The organism is Paraburkholderia tropica, assembly GCF_900109265.1.
Taxonomy (GTDB): Bacteria; Pseudomonadota; Gammaproteobacteria; order Burkholderiales; family Burkholderiaceae; genus Paraburkholderia; species Paraburkholderia tropica.
The window spans coordinates 35,145-57,848 of record NZ_FNZM01000017.1; the positions used below are offsets into that span (position 1 = coordinate 35,145).

General features: G+C 66.7%; 15 protein-coding genes. 6 read left to right on the forward strand and 9 right to left on the reverse strand.

Annotated features, from left to right (window positions below; genetic code table 11):
• Positions 1–360 precede the first annotated feature (360 nt).
• From BMY06_RS26755 to BMY06_RS26770, 4 genes are all read left to right on the forward strand, one after another.
• The gene (locus BMY06_RS26755) at positions 361–1,251 is read left to right on the forward strand and encodes an IclR family transcriptional regulator (RefSeq protein WP_080180549.1); all 891 of its coding nucleotides are present in this window, start codon (positions 361–363) and stop codon (positions 1,249–1,251) included.
• 412 nt (positions 1,252–1,663) lie between these two features.
• Complete coding sequence (locus BMY06_RS26760; RefSeq protein ID WP_074986315.1) at positions 1,664–3,052, forward strand: MdtA/MuxA family multidrug efflux RND transporter periplasmic adaptor subunit; 1,389 nt, start codon at positions 1,664–1,666, stop codon at positions 3,050–3,052.
• A 5-nt stretch (positions 3,053–3,057) separates the two neighbouring features.
• Entirely contained in the window at positions 3,058–6,189 is a 3,132-nt protein-coding gene (locus BMY06_RS26765; protein WP_074986317.1) for an MdtB/MuxB family multidrug efflux RND transporter permease subunit, read from the forward strand.
• A 4-nt stretch (positions 6,190–6,193) separates the two neighbouring features.
• Positions 6,194–9,502: an efflux RND transporter permease subunit gene (locus BMY06_RS26770; RefSeq protein ID WP_074986318.1), complete on the forward strand. Its 3,309-nt coding sequence runs from the start codon at positions 6,194–6,196 to the stop codon at positions 9,500–9,502.
• An 89-nt stretch (positions 9,503–9,591) separates the two neighbouring features.
• Here the strand turns inward: BMY06_RS26770 and BMY06_RS26775 are convergent, their stop codons facing one another.
• The 5 genes from BMY06_RS26775 to BMY06_RS26795 form a co-directional block, all read right to left on the reverse strand.
• On the reverse strand, positions 9,592–9,864 hold the full coding sequence (locus BMY06_RS26775; RefSeq protein WP_244144301.1) for a hypothetical protein: 273 nt from the start codon (positions 9,862–9,864) through the stop codon (positions 9,592–9,594).
• Between the two features lie 3 nt (positions 9,865–9,867).
• A complete protein-coding gene (gene bamE, locus BMY06_RS26780) occupies positions 9,868–10,410 on the reverse strand; it encodes an outer membrane protein assembly factor BamE domain-containing protein (protein ID WP_074986322.1) in 543 nt (180 codons plus the stop codon).
• Between the two features lie 290 nt (positions 10,411–10,700).
• Positions 10,701–11,168: a hypothetical protein gene (locus BMY06_RS26785; protein ID WP_074986323.1), complete on the reverse strand. Its 468-nt coding sequence runs from the start codon at positions 11,166–11,168 to the stop codon at positions 10,701–10,703.
• Between the two features lie 180 nt (positions 11,169–11,348).
• Positions 11,349–11,912 carry a peroxiredoxin gene (locus BMY06_RS26790; protein WP_065061200.1) on the reverse strand — a complete coding sequence of 188 codons (564 nt, stop codon included), beginning with the start codon at positions 11,910–11,912 and terminating at the stop codon, positions 11,349–11,351.
• A gap of 200 nt (positions 11,913–12,112) precedes the next feature.
• Positions 12,113–13,381, reverse strand: coding sequence for an EAL and HDOD domain-containing protein (locus BMY06_RS26795; protein WP_110329351.1), 1,269 nt, complete (start codon positions 13,379–13,381; stop codon positions 12,113–12,115).
• Positions 13,382–13,881: 500 nt separating this feature from the next.
• Between BMY06_RS26795 and BMY06_RS26800 the strand changes: the two genes are divergently transcribed.
• Both BMY06_RS26800 and BMY06_RS26805 read left to right on the forward strand, forming a co-directional pair.
• Positions 13,882–15,849 (forward strand): putative bifunctional diguanylate cyclase/phosphodiesterase, encoded by a 1,968-nt coding sequence (locus BMY06_RS26800; protein ID WP_074986327.1) that lies wholly within the window; start codon positions 13,882–13,884, stop codon positions 15,847–15,849.
• 48 nt (positions 15,850–15,897) lie between these two features.
• Complete coding sequence (locus BMY06_RS26805) at positions 15,898–17,358, forward strand: HDOD domain-containing protein (RefSeq protein ID WP_065061247.1); 1,461 nt, start codon at positions 15,898–15,900, stop codon at positions 17,356–17,358.
• A gap of 101 nt (positions 17,359–17,459) precedes the next feature.
• On the opposite strand, the gene BMY06_RS26810 is transcribed toward BMY06_RS26805, so the two are convergent.
• The 4 genes from BMY06_RS26810 to astB form a co-directional block, all read right to left on the reverse strand.
• Positions 17,460–18,866, reverse strand: a complete 1,407-nt coding sequence (locus BMY06_RS26810; protein WP_074986328.1) for an EAL and HDOD domain-containing protein — start codon at positions 18,864–18,866, stop codon at positions 17,460–17,462.
• Positions 18,867–19,221: 355 nt separating this feature from the next.
• The gene (locus BMY06_RS26815; protein WP_065061197.1) at positions 19,222–20,016 is read right to left on the reverse strand and encodes an ABC transporter substrate-binding protein; all 795 of its coding nucleotides are present in this window, start codon (positions 20,014–20,016) and stop codon (positions 19,222–19,224) included.
• Positions 20,017–20,295: 279 nt separating this feature from the next.
• Entirely contained in the window at positions 20,296–21,351 is a 1,056-nt protein-coding gene (astE, locus tag BMY06_RS26820; RefSeq protein WP_074986330.1) for a succinylglutamate desuccinylase, read from the reverse strand.
• Positions 21,335–22,699, reverse strand: a complete 1,365-nt coding sequence (gene astB, locus BMY06_RS26825) for an N-succinylarginine dihydrolase (protein WP_074986331.1) — start codon at positions 22,697–22,699, stop codon at positions 21,335–21,337. The genes astE and astB overlap by 17 nt, the downstream gene beginning before the upstream one ends.
• Positions 22,700–22,704: the final 5 nt, after the last annotated feature.

A 22,704-nucleotide genomic window follows, 5' to 3' on the forward strand; every position in this document is an offset into this window, starting at 1 on the left:
AAGGCCGCGGGGTTCTTTGCTCAGGCAAAAACGCGTTACCTGGCTTGCATCCAACCCGCCTTCGATTACCTGACATAACGTTTGCGCGCGCAAACGTCTCGAAGTCCTGTCGAAATCAGGTTCCATTTTTTATCCAGACGCTGACTAAGTCAAGCAAAATCTAACCAAAATACGCGAACTATCAAACCCCTCTTGCGCACGGCGAAATGCACCCGCCGTCAGCCGCTTTCCCCGATGTAGCCTGACTTTCGTCCGATGGATCGGTACTTCCGAGGCACAAAAATCGGGGTCGATTTAAGCGTTAAAACTCGCATCTCGCGCAAACAAAATTGAAATAGCGTTTCGGAAAACCCCACGCTCATGACCACCGCCCCCGATCACCGCGCTTCGCCCGACACGCCCCGCGACCGAGACGGCAGCGCCGAAGAAGTTACCGCGCTCGCGCGCGGCCTCGCCGTCCTGCGCGCCATCGCCGCCGCCGACACGGCGCTCGGCAATCGCGAACTGACCGAGCTCACCGGCATCCCGAAGGCGACGCTCTCGCGTCTGACCGGCACGCTCGTCTCCACCGGTTTCCTGGCGCGCCTGCCCGACAGCGAGCGCTTCGTGCTCACCTCGTCGGTCCTCGAACTCTCCAACGGCTTCCTGCGCAATTCGGACCTGCGCGCCCGCGCCCGGCCCTTCCTCACCCGCCTCGCCGAACGCACGGCGCTGTCGGTCCATCTGGCGGTGCGCGACCGCCTCGACATGGTCGTGATCGACGCCATCCGCCCGCGCTCGGCCGTGCTCGTCTCGCGGCTCGAAGTCGGCGCGCGTATCGACATGAGCCGCACCGCCGTGGGCCGCGCCTACCTCGTCTCGCTCGAAGCGGCCGAGTGCGCCGAACTCACCTCCGCCCTGCAGGCCGCCGCCGGCAACGACTGGGGTTTCGTCAGCAGCCGTCTCGACGCGGCGCTCGCCGAAACCGCCGAGCAAGGCTACGGCATGGCGATCGGCGAATGGTACGAAGGCCTCAACGCCATCGCCGGCACCTTCTTCGGCCCGGGCGGCGAGCTTTACGCGATCAACTGCGGCGGCGCCGCCCAGCAATGTCCGCGCGACTGGCTCGTCGCGCACGCGGTGCCGCTGTTGCGCGAATCCATCGAGCGCATTGTTGCCGAAATCGGCGGGACCGCCTGCCTGCCGCCCCCGCCTCACGTCACCGCTGCCTCGACGGCCGCCCCAGCCGCGAATCCCGGCCGCTCATCCTGACAGATAAATGACACAGCCGGTAACGTTCGTAACGTCTCGAAAGATACGGTACTGGACTGTAACGAAGGCAGCGACGTAGCATCATGCTTTTTGGCGGCGTAAGCCGTCTGTACGCCGTCGCACGCGCCGGCGCGGAATCAGCACGCATCGCGCGCCCAGCCGCGCTGGCCCGGGAATACAACCGCATCACGCCGCGATACTTCGCGCGACGTCAGGCCGACCGCGCCTCCCGCCAGCCATGCGCAGCACGCCAGCCAGCGCGGCGGCACCTGACATCAAGCTTGCGCGCGCCTCGCGTAGCATCGGCAGTCCGTGCGGCTTGCGCCGCCCGCCCCGATGCCGCCGGGCCGCCGCGCGCGGCCAATCCGCTCAACCGACACGCACGTCACCGACCTCGTAACCGACCTGACCGATGGATCAACAAGAAAAGCGCCCGGATTCCCCTCGTCGAGACACGCCGTCCGCCACCGCCACGCCGCCGTCGGGCGAGGTCCGGCGCAGGAGCCGGGGCAAGCTCATCGCGTTCGTGATCGTGTTGATCGTCGTGCTCATCGTGCTGCTGCGCTGGCAGCCCTGGAGCAAGACGCCCAATGGCGGCGCGGCGGCGCCCGGCGGCGCGAGCGGCGCGCATTCGCGCCGCGGCGGACCCGGCGCGTTCGCCAACATGCCGCAGCCCGTGAGCGTGGCGACGGCCAGGGCGGGCGACATGCCCATCGTCATCACCGCGCTCGGCACGGTCACGCCGCTCGCCGACGTCACGGTGCGCACGCAACTGTCCGGCACGCTGCAGAGCGTGAACTTCGAGGAAGGCCAGATGGTGAAAAAGGGCGACGTGCTCGCCCAGATCGACCCGCGCCCGTACCAGATCTCGCTCGCCAACGCCGAAGGCCAGCTCGCGCACGACCAGGCGCTGCTCGCCACCGCCCGCCTCGACCTCAAGCGCTACCAGACGCTGCTCGCGCAGGACTCGATCGCGAGCCAGCAGGTCGACACGCAAGCCTCGCTCGTGAAGCAATATGAAGGCACGGTGAAGTCGGATCAGGCCAACATCGACACCTACAAGCTCGACCTCACCTACGCGCGCATCACCGCGCCGGTCTCGGGCCGCGTGGGCCTGCGTCAGGTCGATCCGGGCAATTACGTCACGTCCGGCGACACCAATGGCATCGTCGTGCTCACGCAGTTGCAGCCGATCAGCGTGATCTTCACGACTTCGGAGGACAACCTGCCCGCGATCATGAAGCAGATGCGCGCGGGCACGAAGTTGTCGGTGACCGCCTACGACCGCAGCAACACCACGATGCTCGAAGGCGGCTATCTGCAAACGCTCGACAACCAGATCGACACCACGACCGGCACCGTCAAGCTGCGCGCGAGCTTCAAGAACGACGACGAGTCGCTGTTCCCGAACCAGTTCGTCAACGCGCGCCTGCTGGTCGACACGATCCACAACGCCGTGATCGTGCCCACCTCGGCGGTGCTCAACGGCTCGCAGGGGCAGTACGTCTACGTCGTGAAGCCGGACAACACCGTGACCGTGCGCGTCGTCAAGGTCGGTCCGATCGACGCCGAACGCACCAGCATCGCCTCGGGTCTCGCCGTGGGCGAGCGCGTCGTGATCGACGGCTCGGACCGCCTGCGCGAAGGCTCGAAGATCACGATTCCCGCCGAGCGTCCGAAGCATGCATCGGGAGCATCGGGAGCATCGGGTGCGTCCGGCGCATCGGGCGCGTCGTGGGCCGGCGCCGCCTCGGGCGCTCACCGCCATCGCCGTCACGCCTCTGAAGCTTCGAGCCAGTAAGCCGCATGAATCCTTCCCGCGCTTTTATCCTGCGCCCGGTCGGCACGGCGCTGCTCATGGCGGCGATCATGCTGGTCGGTCTCGTCGCGCTGCGGTTTCTGCCGCTCTCGGCGCTGCCCGAAGTCGACTATCCGACCATCCAGGTGCAGACCTTCTATCCGGGCGCGAGCCCGGACGTGATGACGTCCTCGGTCACCGCGCCGCTCGAGCGCCAGTTCGGGCAGATGCCGTCGCTCAACCAGATGTCGTCGCAAAGCTCGGCGGGCGCCTCGGTCATCACGCTGCAGTTCAGCCTCGACCTGCCGCTCGACGTCGCCGAACAGGAAGTGCAGGCCGCCATCAACGCGGCCGGCAACCTGCTGCCCTCCGACCTGCCCGCGCCGCCGATCTACGCCAAGGTCAATCCGGCCGACGCGCCGATCCTCACGCTCGCCATCACCTCGAAAACGCTGCCGCTCACGCAGATTCAGGATCTCGCCGACACGCGTCTCGCGCAGAAGATTTCGCAGGTCGCCGGCGTGGGTCTCGTGAGCCTGTCGGGCGGCCAGCGTCCGGCCGTGCGCATTCAGGCGAACCCGCGCGCCCTCGCCGCCTACGGCCTGAATCTCGACGATCTGCGCACCAGCATTTCGAACCTCAACGTCAACACGCCGAAGGGCAACTTCGACGGCCCGACGCGCGCCTACACGATCAACGCGAACGATCAGCTCACCGACGCCGACGCCTATAAAGACGCCGTGATCGCGTACCGCGACGGCCGTCCGGTGATGCTCACCGACGTGGCGAACATCGTGCAGGGCGCGGAGAACACCAAGCTCGGCGCGTGGGTGGACAACACGCCCGCGATCATCGTGAACGTGCAGCGCCAGCCGGGCGCGAACGTGATCGCCGTGGTGGACAGCATCAAGGCGCTGCTGCCGCAACTGCAGGAATCGCTGCCGCAGGCGCTCGACGTGCAGATCGTCACCGACCGCACCACCACGATCCGCGCCTCGGTGCGCGACGTGCAGTTCGAGCTGCTGATGTCGGTCGTGCTGGTCGTGCTGGTGATGTATCTGTTCCTCGCGAACGTCTACGCCACCATCATCCCGAGCCTGTCGGTGCCGCTCTCGCTGATCGGCACGCTGGCCGTGATGTATCTATGCGGCTTCTCGCTCGATAATCTTTCGCTGATGGCGCTGACCATCGCGACCGGCTTCGTGGTCGACGACGCCATCGTGATGATCGAGAACATCGCGCGCTATGTGGAGGACGGCGACCCGCCGCTCGAAGCCGCGCTCAAGGGCTCGAAGCAAATCGGCTTCACCATCATCTCGCTCACGGTGTCGCTGATCGCGGTGCTCATTCCGCTGCTCTTCATGGGCGACGTGGTCGGCCGCCTGTTCCACGAATTCGCGATCACGCTGGCCGTGACCATCGTGATTTCGGCGATCGTCTCGCTCACGCTGGTGCCGATGATGTGCGCGAAGATGCTGCGCCACACGCCGCCCACCGAAAGCCGCCGCTTCGAGACGCGCGTGCACGCGTTCTTCGACTACGTAATCGGCCGCTACGGCGTCGCGCTCGAATGGGTGCTCGCGCGCCAGCGGCTCACGCTGCTCGTGTTCGCGGCCACGCTCGTGCTCACGGGCGTGCTCTACGTCTACGTGCCGAAGGGCTTCTTCCCCGTGCAGGACACGGGCGTGATCCAGGCGATCACGCAGGCGCCGCAATCGGTCTCGTATGCGTCGATGGCCGAGCGTCAGCAGGCGCTCGCCACCGAGATCCTCAAGAACGAGAACGTGGAAAGCCTCACGTCGTTCATCGGCGTGGACGGCCAGAACATTACGCTCAACAGCGGCCGCATGCTGATCAACCTGAAGGCGCGCGACGACCGCAGCGAGACCGCCAGCCAGATCATCCGCGACCTGCAGCAGTCGACCGCGCATATTCCCGGCGCGACGCTCTACATGCAGCCCGTGCAGGATCTGACGATCGACTCGACCGTGAGCCCGACGCAGTATCAGTTCATGCTCACCACGCCGAACATCCAGGACTTCACGACCTGGGTGCCCAAGCTCGTGCAGCGTCTGCAACAGCTGCCCGAACTCGCCGACGTGGCGACCGACCTGCAGGACCAGGGCAACTCGGTGTTCATCGAGATCGACCGCGCGAGCGCGGCGCGTTACGGCATCACGCCCGCGACCGTGGACAACGCGCTCTACGACGCCTACGGCCAGCGCATCATCTCGACCATCTTCACGCAGTCGAACCAGTACCGCGTGATTCTGGAAGCCGATCCGGTGATGCAGCATTACACCGACTCGCTGAACTCGATCTACCTGCCCTCCTCGACCTCGACGACGGGCCAGGTGCCGCTGTCGGCCATCGCGAAGTTCCACGAGCGGCCCGCGCCGCTGCTGGTCTCGCACCTCTCGCAGTTCCCGGCCACCACGGTGTCGTTCAACCTCGCGCCGGGCGCGTCGCTGGGCGCGGCGGTCAAGGCGATCCAGCAGGCGGAGAAGGACGTCGGCCTGCCCGGTTCGTTCCAGACGCGCTTCCAGGGCGCGGCGCTCGCGTTCCAGGCGTCGCTCTCGAACGAGCTGTTCCTGATCCTCGCGGCGATCGTGACGATGTACATCGTGCTGGGCGTGCTCTACGAGAGCTTCGTGCATCCCATCACGATTCTCTCGACGCTGCCCTCGGCCGGTATCGGCGCGCTGCTCGCGCTGATGATCACCGGGCACGATCTGGACATCATCGGCATCATCGGCATCGTGCTGCTGATCGGCATCGTGAAGAAGAACGCCATCATGATGATCGACTTCGCGCTCGACGCCGAACGCAACGAAGGCAAGGCGCCGCACGAGGCGATCTATCAGGCCTGCCTGCTGCGCTTCCGCCCGATCATGATGACGACGATGGCGGCGCTGCTCGGCGCGCTGCCGCTGATGCTCGGCACCGGCGCGGGGTCGGAATTGCGGCGGCCGCTCGGCATCGCGATCGCGGGCGGCTTGATCGTGAGCCAGGCGCTCACGCTTTTCACCACGCCCGTGATCTATCTCGCGTTCGATTCGATCGCGGCGCGCCTGCGCAAGCGCTTTGGCGGCGACTCGCAGCCGACGCCGCCCGCGCCCACGTCCGGCCCGGAGCACTGACGCGATGAATCTCTCGCGCCCGTTCATCTCGCGCCCCGTCGCGACCACGCTGCTCGCGCTCGGCATCGCGCTCGCCGGCCTCTTCGCGTTCACGAAGCTGCCGGTGGCGCCGCTGCCGCAGGTCGATTTCCCGACGATTTCGGTGCAGGCCACCTTGCCGGGCGCGAGTCCGGAAACGGTGGCGACCAGCGTGGCGAGTCCGCTCGAACGCCACCTCGGTTCGATCGCCGACGTCACCGAAATGACCTCGCAGAGTTCGGTGGGCAGCACGCGCATCACGCTGCAATTCGGCCTGAACCGCGACATCGACGGCGCCGCGCGCGACGTGCAGGCGGCCATCAACGCCGCGCGCGCCGACCTGCCGACGAGCCTGCGCTCGAACCCCACGTATCACAAGGTCAATCCCGCCGACGCGCCCATTCTGATTCTCGCGCTCACCTCGCCCACGTTGAGCGCCGGTCAGCTCTACGACTCGGCGGCCACGGTGCTGCAACAGTCGCTCTCGCAGGTGGACGGCATCGGCGAAGTGGACGTGAGCGGCTCGGCCAATCCGGCCGTGCGCATCGAGCTGGAGCCGCATGCGCTGTTCCATTACGGCATCGGTCTCGAAGACGTGCGCGCGGCGCTCGCCTCCGCGAACGCGAACAGCCCGAAGGGCGACATCGAGTTCGGCCCGCAGCGCTACCACCTCTACACCAATGACCAGGCGAGCAAGGCGAGCCAGTACAAGGACCTCGTGATCGCCTACCGCAACAACGCGGGCGTGAAGCTCTCGGACGTGGGCGAAGTGGTCGATTCGGTGGAGGATCTGCGCAACCTCGGCCTCGCCAACGGCAAGCGTTCGGTGCTGGTGATCCTGTACCGCCAGCCGGGTGCGAACATCATCGAGACCGTCGACCGCGTGATCGCGATGCTGCCGCAACTGAAAGCCTCGCTGCCCGCCGACGTCGACGTGATTCCCACTTCGGACCGCTCGGTCACCATCCGCGCCTCGCTCAAGGACACCGAGCACACGCTGATCATCGCCGTGGCGCTCGTGGTGATGGTGGTGTTCCTGTTCCTGCGCAACTGGCGCGCGACGCTGATCCCGAGCGTGGCCGTGCCCATCTCGATCATCGGCACCTTCGCGGCCATGTACCTGATGGGCTTCTCGCTCGACAACCTCTCGCTGATGGCGCTGACCATCGCGACGGGCTTCGTCGTCGACGACGCCATCGTGGTGCTCGAAAACATCTCGCGCCATATCGAAAGCGGCATGCCGCGCATGAAGGCCGCGCTGCTCGGCGCGCGCGAAGTGGGCTTCACGGTGCTGTCGATCAGCGTCTCGCTGGTGGCCGTGTTCCTGCCGATTCTGCTGATGGGCGGCATCGTCGGACGTCTGTTCCGCGAATTCGCGCTGACGCTCTCGCTCGCCATCGCCGTCTCGCTCGCGGTCTCGCTCACGCTCACGCCGATGATGTGCTCGCGCCTGCTCGAAGAAGCGCACGAGAAGAAGCAGGAAGGCCGCTTTTCGCAGTGGCTCGAACGCGGCTTCATGCGCATGCAGAACGGCTATGAGCGCACGCTCGGCTGGGCGCTCGCGCATCCGCTGCTGATCCTGATGGTGCTGCTCGCGACCATCGCGCTCAACGTGGTGCTCTACGTGATCGTGCCGAAGGGCTTCTTCCCGCAGCAGGACACCGGGCGGCTGATCGGCGGCATTCAGGCCGACCAGGCCACCTCGTTCCAGGCGATGAAGGTGAAGTTCGCCGAGATGCAGCGCATCGTGCAGGCGAACCCGGCTGTCGATTCGGTAGCCGGCTTCACGGGCGGACGCGCGACCAACGCGGGCTTCATGTTCGTCTCGCTCAAGCCCAAGAGCGAGCGCAAGCTGTCCGCCGACGAAGTGATCGCGCAACTGCGCGGGCCGCTCTCGAACGTCGCGGGCGCGCGCACCTTCCTGCAATCGGTGCAGGATATTCGCGTGGGCGGGCGGCAATCGAACGCGCAGTATCAGTTCACGCTGCTCGCCGACAACACCGCCGATCTCTACAAGTGGGGGCCGAAACTCACCGAAGCGCTGCAGGCGCGCCCCGAACTCGCGGACGTGAATTCCGACCAGCAGCAAGGCGGCCTCGAAGCGATGGTCACGATCGACCGCAAGAGCGCGGCGCGGCTGAACATCACGCCTTCGCAGATCGACAATACGCTCTACGACGCGTTCGGCCAGCGCCAGGTCTCGACCATCTACAACCCGCTCAACCAGTATCACGTGGTGATGGAAGTCGCGCCGCAATACTGGCAGAGCCCGGAGATGCTCAAGCAGATCTGGGTCAGCACCTCGGGCGGCACCGCGAGCGGCGCGCAGAGCACCAATGCGACGGCGGGCACGGTCACGTCCACGGCCACGACGAGCGCGTCGTCGGGCGGCACGGGCGGCACCTCGTCGTCGAGCGCCGCGACCATCGCCGCCGACTCCGCGCGCAATCTCGCGATCAATTCGATCGCGGCCAGCGGCAAGTCGAGCGCCTCGTCGGGCGCGGCCGTGTCGACGGCGCAGGAAACCATGATCCCGCTCTCGGCCATCGCCTCGTTCGGGCCGGGCACGACGCCGCTCTCGGTGAATCACCAGAGCCAGTTCGTGGCGTCGACGATCTCGTTCAACCTGCCGCCGGGCAAGTCGCTCTCCGACGCCACCCAGGCCATCTACGACACGATGGCCGAGATCGGCATGCCGCAGACCATTCACGGCAGTTTCCAGGGCACGGCGCAGGCGTTCCAGCAATCGCTCGACAACCAGCCGATCCTGATTCTCGCGGCGCTGCTGGCCGTCTATATCGTGCTGGGCATTCTCTACGAGAGCTACATCCATCCGCTGACGATTCTCTCGACGCTGCCTTCGGCGGGCGTGGGCGCGCTGCTCGCGCTGCTGCTCTTCAAGACCGAGTTCAGCATCATCGCGCTGATCGGCGTGATTCTGCTGATCGGCATCGTCAAGAAGAACGCGATCATGATGGTGGACTTCGCGATCCAGGCCTCGCGCGAGGGCCTGAGTTCGCACGACGCGATCCGCCAGGCGTGTCTGCTGCGCTTCCGTCCGATCATGATGACGACCTGCGCGGCGCTGCTCGGCGCGCTGCCGCTGGCGTTCGGGCGCGGCGAAGGTGCGGAACTGCGCGCGCCGCTGGGCATTTCGATTGTCGGCGGCCTGATCGTCAGTCAGATGCTCACGCTGTACACGACGCCGGTGGTCTATCTGTACATGGACCGGCTGCGCGTGTGGTGGGATACGAAGCGCGGCAAGCTGGAGCCGCCCGCGCGCGTGGTGGAATAAAAAAAGGCGGCTGAGTTTGACGCTCAGCCGCCTTTTTTAATGCGCTTTCCGCTTTGAAGCGGCGCTGAATGTGCCGCTTGATTTCCTGCTCACCTCGCCGCTCGCCTCAAAGCGACCGGCAGGCACGCCACCATCAGATGCAGCAGCACCGGCACGACGATCCCATCGTCGACAACGCCGACGAGCGGCAGCGCGATATTGAACGGCGCGAGCGCATAAAGCGTGAGCAACGCCGCCGAGGGCACCAGCCACGCCGGCCGGTTCGGTTGCCGCAGCGCAAACCACAGGACGCGCGCATCGCCCCTCACGATTTTCAACAGCCAGGCCAAACGCTTCATCTCAACCTCCTCGTCCGTCAGCACGCCTCAGTGCTGTTCGTGCCCCGGCGCGTCCGAGCGCGACGTCCGGATCACCAGGCCATCCGGCGAAAAATGCGCATTGAACATGCCGTCGCCGGCGACGCCGCCTTCGGCCCAATGCCAGCTCCACACTTCCTCGTGGCTCAGCGCGTACTTCGACACCGTCGCCGGCTTGCCGAGCAGCTTGCGCACGTCGTCCTGCGTCATGCCGGGCACCACCTGAGCGATATTCAGCGCCGTCAGCGCCTGGGTCATGGCGACGAGTTTGCCATCCGCGTCGAAATCCAGCATCCACGTATTCAGTCCGTTCGGACCACGCGGGTATTCGAGGCGTTCCGTGCCGTCGTCGTTCTGCCAGACGATTTCGGGTTTGCCCGCCGACGCGCGCACGTCCTCGACCGTCGACACGCCGATCTTGAGCCCGCCGAACGCCATCGCGTCGGGCTTGACCGCGTTGACGGCGTCGGCGACCTTCTGCTGGTCGCAGGCAGTCAGCAGCGTGCCGCAAGCGGCGGCGAGCGCGAGGGAAACACTCAGGGTTCGGAACATGGCAATCGTCGGCGTAAGAAAATGTGGGGGCGCGCGGCCAGGCTTCAAGACGGCCTCGGGGGATCGCATGAATCGCATAAATCGCATAAATCGCGGGGATTCGCAGGGATTTCGCGGATCGCCCGGCCCGCGCGGCTGGCGTGCGAGTATGCCACCGTCGCGCGACGCATCAGCGGCGTTTGCGCGCCGTTTGCCTACGCGCGAGACACACGATTGCGTCTGGTTTGTCCGCGCGCAAGTTCATGAACGACTGCAACGTCAAGCGCTTCGTCACGCGCTTAGAACCGCCCTCAAAGCCGCTGCACGATCGCCAGCGTAAAGATGCGCGCCCAGCGTTTCGCTTCGCCCTCGCCGGGCATCGGCAATTGCCAAAGCGGGTGTTTTGCATCGCTGACACGCAGCGCAACGTGCCAGCCGTTGGCGTCGCGTTGCGCCTGCGCGTCGTGCAGATCCGCGAAGATATAGGCGCCGTGCGCGCCCTCGCACGTGACTTCGCACAGCCGCTTGCCCGCCGCGAGCCGCGCCTCGCCCCAGGCGCCCGAGACACGGTGCGTCCAGTCGCCGTCGCCGCGCAGATTGGGCGCAACCGCTTGCCGACGACGCCACCAGCGCGCGACCAACGCCACGATCGCCACCGCGACCACCACCGCCACGCCCACGGCCACGCCGAGTCCGAAGCGCGCGGCGAGCGCATGAAACGACCACACCGCGCCATAGACGAGCGCGGCGAACGCGAAGAGCAGAACGAGAATCGGCATGCGGGAAACGGCAAAAGCAAAGAGAGAGGAGGCGGCGTCGCCGGCACACGGCGGGCGACGCGCAAGGACACAGCGGACGAAGCAACGCACATAACAACGCACGAAACAGCGCACGAAACAGCGCGCAAAACAGCGCATCAACCGGCGCGCGCAGCCTTCACGCCATGCGCGCCGCGCGCCTTATTGCTGCGGATGCTGCGCGGCCCATTCCTTCACGGCGCGCAGCGTGTTTTCCACGTGCTGATCGGGCGAGAGACTCGTGTACTCGTAGATCACCTTGCCGTCCGGCGCGATCACGTACGAGACGCGGTTGGCCATCGACTCGTGCATCGGCATCGAGGCGTCGTAGGACTTGATGATCTTCGAGTCTTCGTCGGCGGCGACGGGGAACTTGCTGCGGCACTCGCTCACCGAGAACTTCGTGAGCGTGCCGATGTTGTCGTGCGACACGCCGATCACGGTCGCGCCGTACTTCTTGTACTCGTCGACGGCTTCGGCGAATTCGTGCGCTTCGATCGTGCAGCCCTTCGTGAACGCGGCCGGATAGAAGTACACCACCACCGGTCCCTTCTTGAGCTCGGAAGCGAGCGAGTACGTGTAGGTTTTGCCGCCCAGCGACGCCTGGGTCGTGAAATCGGGCGCGGCGTCGCCCGGCTTGAGCGTGGCCTGCGCAGTCAGGGCGAACAGCGACAGGCCGGCGCACACGAGCGCCGCGGCGCCGGCCGCGAAATACCTCGGTTTCATAGCGGATGTCCTCGGATGTCCTCGATGGGGCACGAATGGAGCGCCGGGACCGCGGCCCGCGACGGACCGCCACGGGTCTTCGGCGCCGCCCCTATTGGACCACAGTCCGCGCGTGCACGCAGAGCGCGCATGCAGCCACGTGCGGCGAACGCGAACGAGCAATCCGCATGCCCTTACACGCGACTTTCAACGCGCGCGGATCAACCGTCCGCGTAGGCCGAGAACCACGCGCCCGCCCACAGATTGAGCTCGCCAAGCAGCGGCGGCGTGAGCGTGGAGAAGCGCCCGCCCGCTTCGGCGATGAGCGTCTGCGCCCGGGTCTCGTCGCCGCGTTCGCACGCATGCGCGACGCGCAGCAGCATGCCGAGTTCGCCATGCTGGCCGTCGACGGCCGCGGTGATCTCGCGCGCGAGGCCGAGGCCTTCGAGCGTATCGGTGGCCGTCGAACCGACCAGCACGTGCACGAGCGAGAAGATCCCGGTCATGAACGCGGCATCGGCGAAATCGGGGTCGTTCGGCGCGAGACTGCGCGCGGCGAGTTCCATGAAGTGCGAGCGCGTGCCCGCGAGTTGCACGAGCGGATCGGACGCCCACGGCAGATCGCGTCCGCTTGCGTAAAGCAGCAACTGCGCCCAGCGCGCGATCTGGCGCGTGCCCGCAGCCAGCACCGCCTCGCGCAGCGACGAGATCGGCCGCCCCGGCGCATACGCGCTCGAATTCACGAGGCGCAGCAACTGCACCACCACGCCCGGATGACTGCGCAATTCATGTTCGAGCGCGGCCACGCCCACGTCGCTCGCGACCAGCGCGAGCAGACGCACGAGCGCAAGACGCGACGCGCGCATGCGCGGCGCGCGCAGCATCTGCGGACGCGCGAAGAAGTAGCCCTGGAACAGCTCGAAGCCGAGGTCGCGCGCGTACTCGAAGTCCTCGCGCGTCTCGACCTTTTCGGCGATCAGCGTCTTGCCCGCGGCGGAGATGGCGGCGGCCAGCGCGGGCAGTTCGGCGCGATCGGTCTGCAGCAGATCGACCTTGACGATGTCCGCGTAAGGCAGCGCGCGGCGCAGGTTGTCGGTGAGCGCGCTCACGTCGTCGAATGCAATGCGATAGCCCACGCGGCGCAACTGCGCGAGACGTTCGAGCACGGCGACATCCAGGCCCACATGTTCGAGCACTTCGAGCACGAAGCGGCCCGGCGGCAGCAGATGCACGATGTCGTCGAACAGCAGCTCGCGGCTCATGTTGACGTAGCCGTGATGGCGCCCGAGCACGGCGGGCACGCCGAGCTGGCCCATCGTGCGCGTCATCACCTGAGCGGTGGCATGGCGGTCGTCGAAGACTTCGGCGCGATTTTGCGCGCCGCCGCGAAACAGCAGCTCGTAGGCGTTCAGCGCGCCGTTGCGGTCGAGGATCGGTTGCCGCCCGAGATAGACGAACGGCTGCCCACCGAGGCCCGCTGCGTGTTGCATGGGCTCCTGGCCGCCTGCGCTGGCCCCGTGTTCCGGCCTGGCGGACGATGACGATGAATCTGACATGGCGGATGACTGGAGCGGATAATCCCGGACAGCAGGTCCCGACGGTAGTGGTAATAACCGGTAAGAAATTTGTCCCTGCGGACAGGCTCTCAACGGACCTTCGCTCCGGATGCCTGGCCGCTCAGACAAGCCTCCGGGCGCGGCGAGCGTATGCATCGCGCATCGGCGCGGGCAGGCTGCCGGCGCCACTTTAACCGAAACTGCGTGCGCTGACACCGCTCGATGCCGCGAGTTCGCACACGGGTCGAAATTTCCGTTGTGTTTCGGTTTTGACACTAAAGATTTTGCGCGCAAGGTCGATATCACGGTCTGATGGGCGTGTTCAGCCGGATGCCGATGCGCCCGCCGACCGGACCACCGTGGCCTCACGCTCTGGCGTGCCGCCTGGAGAACCGGCGCAACAACGATCAGATCAAGGGTTGCCAGCGATACACATGGAAGCGAACAGGATCACCGCGCCCCGCCCGGGCTGGCTGCGCTCGGTCATCGGCCGGCTGCGCACGCGCGCCGGGCTGCCTGTCGAAGCCGGCGTCCCGCTCGCCTCCACGAGCGGCGCGCCGCTGCTGCCTGACGCGCATGACGCGCCGCACGACATGACGCTGGCCGCGCGCATGCTCGAAGCGCCGTCCGACGCTGTCTCGCGTTCGTTCGAACACACGGCGGCGGCCGTCGACTTCCTCGTGCACGTGGACCGCAACCTGCGCTTCCTCTATGTCTCCGATGCGAGCCTGCGCTTCGCCGGTTATCACCGCGAGTTCCTGCTCGGCGCGACGCTGCACGACCTCGTGGCGCCCGAACATCAGACGCGGCTCAGCGAGCTGTTCGCGCGCGCGCTCGACAGCGGCGCCGTCGAGAAGGACACTGTCGACCTCGTCAAGGCGCTCACCTACCCGCTCGCCGTGGAGCTGCGCGTGCAGCGCGCGGCCTATGCGGGCATGGACGGCTTCGCGGTCGCGGGCTTCGATGTCTCCGCATGGCAAGGCGACGCCGCACGCCTCACGCACGCGCTGCATCACGACCCGCTGACCGGCTTGCCGAACCAGGCGGCGCTCGGTCCCGCGCTCGAAAGCGCCCAGGCCGAAGCCGACCGTCACGGCCTGCCGATCGCGCTGCTGCTGCTCGATCTCGACGACTATCAACGCGTGAACCGCGCGCTCGGCTACGACGCCGGCGACGAACTGCTGCGCGAAACCGCGCGCCGCCTCACGCATCTCGCGCTGCAAGGCGAGCTGATCACCCGCATCGGCAGCGACGAGTTCGCGATCCTGATCACGCCGCAGCTCAACGCGAGCCCCGGCGATCTGCGCGTGACCGCCGAAGCGCTCGCGCGCCGCCTGCTCACGTCGATCCTGCAGCCCTATACGTTCCGCGACCAGCCCGTGCATCTGTCGGCAAGCATCGGCATTGCGTTCTATCCGGACCAGCGCGCGCAAGGCGGCCTGCCCGGCATCCTGCGCGAAGATCCGCACGAGACCGCGCACGACCTGAACGATATCCAGGCCGACAGCACGCCGCTGATCCGCCGCGCCGACCAGGCGCTGCAACAGGCCAAGGCGGCGGGCGGCAACACGATGATGTTGCACGTGCCCGACGACGATCCGACCGACGCGATGCTGCTGAAGCTGGAGTCCGACCTCTACGACGGCGTGCGCAACGGCGAGTTTTCGCTGCACTATCAACCCATCACGAGCAGCGCCACGCGGGGCGTCGTGGGGGTCGAGGCGCTGATCCGCTGGCAACATCCATTGCATGGGCTCGTGCCGCCCTCAACATTTATTCCCCTTGCGGAATCCGTCGGCCTGATTAATTATCTCGGCAACTGGGTTTTGAAAGCGGCCTGCATGCAGTTGACGCAATGGGACGAGCAAGGCATCTCCTTGCAGTACATTGCGGTCAACGTATCGCCGCAGCAGTTCCGCAATCCGAGATTCAAGGACAGCGTTCAGGAAGCGATCCAGCTCACCGGGCTCGATCCGCGCCGACTGGTGTTCGAGATTACCGAAAGCCTGCTGATGCAGGACCCGCAGCACGCGGTCAAGCTGCTCGAAGAGCTGACGGGCCTCGGCATCCGCTTCGCCGTGGACGACTTCGGCACGGGCTATTCGAGTCTTGCGTACCTGCAGCGGTTTCCGCTTTCGAAACTGAAGATCGACCGCAGCTTCGTGGAGAACCTGCTCACCTCGCGCAACGATCAGGCGATCGTCAACGCCGTGGTGGGCCTTGCGCGCACGCTCGAACTCGAACTCGTCGCCGAGGGCGTCGAAACCGAGGCGCAGCGCGAATTGCTCACGAAGATGGGCTGCGACCACATCCAGGGATGGCTCGTCTGTAAGGCGTTGCCATCGGAGGAACTCTCGCAGCGGTTCGAGTCGCGCAGTCTGCACCTTCACGGAGTGCACTGATGGCGACACCGATATACGCTGGGCTTTTGCGAAATTGACATGGTTCAGATGGTAAAGGCAGTCCTGCTCGACCGGCTCTGGGCTCGCATGAACGAGCGCGGCGACTTCCCCATGCTGTCGCAATCGCTGCGCACGACGGTCGCGGCCATGACCAACGACGACTACGACTTCGGCGCGCTCGTGAAAGTCGTGCTGTCGGACTTCGCGCTCACGCAAAAAGTGCTGCGCCTCGCCAACTCGGCCATGTACATGGCCTTCGGCGGCAACATCACGACCGTCACGCGCGCGCTGATGGTGCTCGGCATGGACGCGGTCGGCCATCTCGTGGTCGGCCTGAAGATCGTCGATCACTTCCATCACAGCGCGCCGCGCCGCATCGACGCCAAACTCGAACTGAACCGCACCCTGCTGTCTGGCTGCGTCGCGCGCAAGCTCACCGAGCGCGGCGACCTGCGCGCGGGCGAGGAAGCCGTGGTCTGCACGCTGATGCGCCAGGTCGGCAAGCTGCTCGTGGTGTTCTATCTCGAACCCGAGTGGGACCAGATCCGCCGCGAATGCGACGCGGGCACGAGCGAGGACGAAGCCTGCATCGACGTGCTCGGCGTGACCTTCGCCGAAATCGGCCAGGACGCGGCCGCGCGCTGGCGCCTGCCCGAGGCCATCCGCGAAGGCATGGGCGAGTACGACCCGGCCGGCACCGAGTCGCGCCAGGTGCAGTGGCTGCGCGCCATCACGAACTACTCGACGGAAGTCGCGCGCGTGCTGACCACGCCCGGGCTGACCGACGAAGTGCGCGAGGAGCACATCGCCGAACTCGCGCAGTACTACGGCCGCGCGCTCAACACCGATCCGGAAACGCTGGTGCAGATGAGCCTCGCGCTCGCCAACGAGGAAGCCGACGACGGCGTGATGCGCGAGATCGTCGAACTGCGCGCGAACGCGGACGCCATCGCGCGCGAGGCGCTCGATCCCGAGGCGCGCATCGCCGCGGGCGTCGAGGATCTGCGCGCCCTGCCGCCCGACAGCGCGCTCTCGGCGGCGCTCACGCTCGCCACCGAAACCGTGCTCGCGGGCCTCGGCTTTGCGCGCACGGTCGTGTTCGTGCGACGCGGCGCGAACATGTTCGAAGCGCAGCGCGGCTTCGGCCCCGACGTGGAAGACGGTCTCGACAAGCTCACGTTCAGCGCGACTTTCCAGCCCGATGTATTCCATCTGGCGATCGCCAACTCGGTGGGCATCTTCATCGAGAATGCCCAGGACCCGAAGATGCTCACGCGTCTGCCGGGCTGGTATCGCGCGCGTTTCGACGACACGCGCGCCTTCGTGCTGCTGCCGGTCGCCGCACAGGGCGAACCGCCCGTCGCCCTGCTCTACGGCGACTGGATGACGAGCCAGGAACCGCGCCGCATCTCGCAGAAGGAAATGAGCGCGCTCAACGAGCTCGCGCACGAACTCGCGCGCTTCTTTGCCGGCGATGCGGTGAAGACCCTGGCGAAAACCTCGAGCTGATCTCGACTCGCGAGCGTCGTCGCCAGGCGGCGTTGTCGTTCTAAAGCAAAACGGGGCGCCTGGCGCCCCGTTTGTTTTTCTGCGTGAATAACCGTGCGCCCTTACTCCTCGACTTGAACGAGCCCCTGCGCTTGCGCATCGCGCTCGGCCATGCCCGCCCATTCGGCCGCCTGCAAGGCCAGCGCCGACACCGCGCCCGCGTCGAGCGGCGCGAGATGTTCGCACGCCGCATCCACGGCGGACCAGTCGCCGCGCTCCAGCGCCTCGCTCGCATTGAGCAATTGCCCAAGCACGCCTTCGCGGCGCAGGATCGCCGCGCGGATCGGCTTGGCGAGACGCAGCACTTCGAGCGCGCCTTCGATCGGGCCGCCGAACACGGCATCGACGAACGAGAACACGCCCACGAGAAACGCCGAATCTTCTTCGGTCGGACCGGCTTCGGGCAACACCGCCGCCGCCATTTCCATGAAGCGCGCGCGCGTGGCCGCGAGTTGCAGCATCGGGTCGTCTTCGAGGGAAATCTTGCGGCCGTCCGCGTACAGCAGCAGTTGCGTCCAGCGCGCGATGCGGTTGGTGCCGGTGGCGTTGATCGCCTCGCGCAGCGTGGTGACCTTGCGGCCGGGCGCGAAGCTGCTCGAATTCGCGAGCCGCATCAGATGCATCACAAGCACGGGATTGAGCTTGAGCTCCGCTTCGAGCTGCATCACCGTGGGCTCGGAGGCGAGCAGTTGCAGCAGGTTCAGCAGCGCCTGGCGCGAGGCGCTCGCGCGGCGCGCGCCGCCGTGCGGCTTCGTGAAGTAATAGCCCTGAAAGCGGTCGAAGCCGAGCGCATGCACGCGTTCGTAGTCGTCCTTGTTTTCGACGCCCAGCGCGACGAGCAGCTTGCCCGCCGCCTTGAGCACGCTCGCGAACTTCGGCAGCATCGTGGCCGCGATGTCGCGAATGTCGATCTTGATCGCGTCCACGTAAGGCAGCAGCTTCGCGAACGATTCGTCGGCTTTCGTAACGTTGTCGAGCGCGAAGCGAAAGCGCTTGCCATGCAGCTTGACGATGCGCGCGATCACCTCGGGGTCGGCGCCCACGTCGATCGGCAATTCGAAGGTGACGCGATCGGCGGGCAGACGCAGCAGCGCGTCGTCGAACAGCATCTCGCGCGTCACGTCGATCCATGCCGGATGGCCCGTGAGCGCGGCGCGCAGCGCGGGCCGCGTGAACGCCTCCACGAGCACGGCGGCCTGTGACGGCGGCGCGAGCGTGAGCCCTTGCACCGCGTTCGCCGCGTTTGCGGGGTCGGCGGGCGTGTGACTGTCGGCCGGTTCGCCTTCGCGCGCGACGATGCGCGGCAAGGTTTCGTAGGCGCACAACATGCCGTCGCGATCGAGCAGCGGCAAGCGCGCGAAATACACTTCGACGGAATCGGCCCGGTCCTGCGTGGCGCCGGCCGGCGCGCCCGAAGGCGTGCCGGCCACGGCACCTGACGTGTGCTGGTCTGCGGTATTGAAGCTCATGGGTCCCCCGCGTGGCGCCACGTTTTTCGTCGCGCCCGTCTGGTCTCTCTTCGTTCGACTTCTTCTTGCTCGCCTGCGGACCGCGATGCGGCGCCGCGGCGCATTCCCGTTTCCACCTTTAATTCTTACTCTTTCTTACCCGCAAAGATTTTATCCTGGCGGATACGTCCAGCCTATGAAGCGGACGCTCAATTCACGAAAATAATCGCCATGTTACGCGTTCAATGCGGCGCGCGCAGGGCCAGATACAGCGGCGGGCGCGGCCATTATTCCGGATTCCGAATTATCGATGCGTAAAAAATACCGGCCGGTGTCAACCGGCCGGTCGGGCGCTACACGATGACACCGCGTGCGCTTACTTCAGCACGACCTTCACGTCGAAGTATTTGGCGGCGATCTTGTCGATCGTGCCGTCGGCCTTCAGTTCCTTCAGCGCGCCGTTGAGCGCGGCCTTGAGCGCCGCGTCGTTCTTGCGCACGCCGTAGCCCACGCCCTCGCCCAGCAGCTTGGCGTCGACGACCTGCGGACCCGCGAACGCGAAGCCCGCGCCTTGCGGCTTGTTCAGAAAGCCCTTCGACGCGGCTTCGGCGTCCTGGAACGCGGCGTCCAGACGACCCGAGGCGAGATCGGCATAGATCTGGTCCTGCGTCTGGTAAGGCACGACGTCGACGCCCGCGGGCGCCCACTTGGCCTTCGCATACGACTCCTGGATCGTGCCTTGCAGCACGCCCACGTGCTTGCCCTTCAGCGATGCCGGCGTCGGCAGCAACGGGCTGCCCTTCTTCGCGATCATCTGGTTCGGGATCGCGTAGATCGGATCGGTGAAGTCGATCGCCTGACGACGCTGGTCGGTGATCGTCATGTCCGAGTTGATCGCGTTGAACTTGCGCGCTTCGAGCGCCGGAATCAGGCCGTCGAACGAGTTTTCAACCCACACGCACTTCGCCTTGAGCTTCGCGCAGACGGCGTTGCCGACGTCGATGTCGAAGCCCTGCAGTTCGCCGCTCGGCGACTTCGATTCGAACGGCGCATAGGACGCCTCGACGCCGAAGCGGATTTCCTTGATATCGGCAGCGTGCGCCGCGCCGGCGGCCACGGTGACGGCCGCGCAGAGCGCGAGGCGGGCCAGCTTGTTCCAGTTCATGTTCATCAGTGTCTCTTTCCAGTCGGTTTACACCGCGCTCCGGTGGTCTCCGTCGCGCTTGGGGCAGGATCGCTGCGCCAAAAAAGCGGCTCAAACGGCCGCATCGTTTCTGATGCGCCGCAGCAACCGCGAGGGCGCGATTGTACCGCGCCCGCACACGCGCTCCGAAAACGCCCCTACGCCGTCGGCGAGCCGGACGGCGCGGGGCGAAATTGCAATTGGATGTCGTGGATGCGCAAGCGGCGGACGGCGACGGGCGTGCGCCGCCCGAGCGCCGGACGCGGCTTAAACGAGCGCGGCGAGCGTTGCGCCGGTCGTCTCGACAACGAGCAGACCCGCGCGCAAACCCGGCTTCACGGACGGATTAGGGAACACGATGCGCTCCTCGTCGTGCGCGACGACATAGCGATACGCGCCGTCCTCGGCGAGCACGGTGCCGCGCGCGAACGGCGTGAAGTTGGCGACGTCGGCGGCCACGTGCAGTTGCAGCGCGTCGCTCTGCTTCGTGATCTGGCCGATCACGGTGAAGACGCGCGGCATCGGCGCATCGGCATCGGCGTGCGCGCCCGAGACGAGCCGTCGGATCGCCGCGTCCGCGTGCGCGAAACGCGCGAGGTCGTTCTGGCCGAACGGACGCACCTTGCCGAGTTCGAGCGTGCAGGCGGTCGCGCCGCACGCGTCGGCGGTGAACGACGAATACGTCGCACCCTTTTCCGTGTGGATCAGCACGGCGGCGATGCGTGCGTCGGCGAGCCAGTCGAACATCGCGCGCGCGGGCGCGCCGCCCGTGTACGGCAAGAGCGCGAACTGCTCGAACGCCGAGGCGCGGATCGCCGTGTGCAGGTCGAGGTGCCAGCGCGTGCCGGCGGCGGGCGCGGCTTCGAAAAAGCGCTGCGCAGCCTGTTCGAGCGCGATCGCGCGCGGCGCTTCGCGGCTCTGCGGCACGCGCGCGTGGCGGCCGCCGAACAGGCGGTTGAGGTCGTCGTCTTCGTAGCGCGTGGCGGCGCGCATCGCGGCCGCGTTGCCGAGCACGACGAGCAGACGGCACGCGAGCGGCAGACGCCCCGCCGCGATGTCCGCGACCATCTGCGAAAGCAGCTCGATGGGCGCGGTTTCGTCGCCGTGCACGCCCGCCGAAATCAGCACGCTGCGCGCCGGGGCATCCTTGTCAGCATCGCCGTGCACAGGTTCGAGCAACAGCACGCCTTCGTCCTGCCACTGCCAGCGCACCGCGCCGTTCGCGCACGCGCCCGCATTTGCGTCGTCGTGCACGGGACGCCGGCCTGCCAGCGTCGCGGCGAGAAAATCGGCGAGCACCGCGGAATCAGCGCTGGAAGTCATAGAGCGAGCCTAGGCCGAGAATCTGCGTGAGTTCGTCGAGCGCCGTGCGCGACTCCGCGAGCAGCGCCGGATCGGTGAGATCCTGCGGCGCGAGGCGGTCGCGATAGTGCTTTTCGATCCACGCGTCGAGGCGCGCGAACAGCGCGTCGTTCATCCACACGCCGGGCGCGACGGCGGCGCGCTCCGCTTCGCTGAGCACCACGCGCAGACGCAGGCACGCGGGACCGCCGCCGTTCTTCATGCTCTCGCGCAGATCGAATACGAGCACGTCGTCGATCGGACCGGGCTTCGCAACCAGCTCTTCGAGCCAGATCGCCACGCGCGGGTTCTCGCGGCATTCCTGCGGCACGACGAGCACCTGCTTGCCGTCCGCGCCGCTCAGCAACTGGCTGTTGAAGAGATACGACGTGACCGCGTCGGCGACGCTCACCTGCGCGTCCGGCACCTCGATCACGTCGAATGGCGCGCCCTGCGCCGCGAGCTTCGCGCGCAGTTCGTCGTAGACCTTGCCCTGCTCGACGAACGCGCGTTCGTGGCAGAACAGCGTCGTGCGGTTGCCCACGGCGATCACGTCGTTATGGAACACGCCCGCGTCGATCACGTCGGGATTCTGCTGCGCGAACACGGCGATGTCGTCGCTCAGGCCGTGGCGCTGCGCGATCGCGCGGCTCGCCTCGAAGGTCTGACGCGCCGGAAAGCGCTTCGGCTCCGGTCCGCGACGGTATTCGCTGCGGCCGTAGACGAAAAATTCCACGCCGCGCTCGCCGTACTGCGCGCAAAAACGCGTGTGATTGGCCGCGCCTTCATCGCCGAGCGCGGGCGTGCCGGGCAGCGCTTCGTGCACCACGAAGTGCGACGGGTCCGCGAAAATCGCGCCGAGCGTGCGGCGCGTGTACTCGTGTTCGATCGCGCGATGCAGCTTGCTGCACAGGTTCGCGGGCGTGAAATGCACGCGCCGGTCGGGCGTATCGGCCGACGGGCTCACGGTGGCCGCGTTCGCGGTCCACATGGCCGACGCCGAGCTGGCCGCCGCGAGCAGTTCGGGCGCGTCCTTCGCGGCGCGCGCGATCGCGTCGGTTTCCTTGCCGCTGAAACCCAGTTCGCGCAGCAGACGGATCGACGGCCGCTCCTGCGGCGGCAACACGCCCTGCGCGAAGCCGAGATCGGCGAGCCGCTTCATCTTGCGCAGACCTTGCTGCGCGGCGGCGCGCGGATTCGCGACCGACTTCTCGTTGTTCTGCGACGCGACGTTGCCGAACGACAGCCCCGCGTAGTTGTGCGTGGGGCCAACGAGTCCGTCGAAATTGGCCTCCAGGGTGGCCTTGGATCCGGTTGCGGAATGGCTCATCGTCG